The 719-nt window shown below is 72.7% G+C and carries 1 protein-coding gene and 1 pseudogene; one reads left to right on the plus strand and one right to left on the minus strand.

The genetic code is table 11. The annotated features are described in order from the left end of the window. Positions 1–300: 2-oxo acid dehydrogenase subunit E2 (locus tag NQ160_RS21930; protein WP_257517165.1), on the plus strand; the 300-nt coding region annotated here is incomplete at its 5' end. Positions 301–312: 12 nt separating this feature from the next. On the opposite strand, the pseudogene NQ160_RS21935 reads toward NQ160_RS21930, so the two are convergent. Beyond that, a pseudogene (locus NQ160_RS21935) lies at positions 313–719 on the minus strand (hypothetical protein); the annotation flags it as partial.

The raw sequence follows: 719 nt of genomic DNA on the forward strand, positions 1-719 counted from the left end.
AAGCCCGACGAGCTGGCCGGCGGCACGTTCACGCTGACCAACACCGGATCGCGCGGCGCGCTGTTCGACACCCCGGTGGTGTTCCTTCCGCAGACGGCGATCCTGGGTACCGGCATCGTCGTGAAGCGCCCGGGCATCGTGTCGGTGGACGGAAAGGATGCCATCTCGGTGCGCTCCTACGTCTACCTCGCACTGTCGTACGACCACCGTGTCGTCGACGGCGCCGACGCTGCGCGCTTCCTGGGTGCGGTCAAGGCACGCCTGGAGGCGGCGGACTTCGAGGGCTCCCTCGGAATCTGACCCCGGCACCTCTCACAGCTGATCCGCGACGTCGTAGGCGTCGCGGATCAGCCATGTGTGGCCGGCGTCGACGATGACCAGAAGGCGATCGGGCGCGACCCCCTCCGCCGATACGCGCAGGACCGCCACTCCCCCGTAGTCGTCGACGAGCGCGATCTGGCGTTCGGCGGGCGGCAGCGCGAGCACGCCCTCGATCGCAGGGCGTCCCGGCGACTCCCGCAGCGCGCTCAGGCAGGCGTCGTCGAGGCACGCCGCGGCGGCGGCGAGCAGGGCCTCGGCGGCCGCGACCGGATCGCCGGCCGGCGTCGGGGTCGGGGCTGGGGCCTGCGAAGGGATGTCTGCCGACAGCGCGGCGCCGCGCGTCGCGGGCGTAGGTGCCGTCGCCGTCGCGGGGCCGTCATCCGAGGGCCACAGCAACC

This window comes from Microbacterium sp. zg.Y909 (assembly GCF_024626565.1).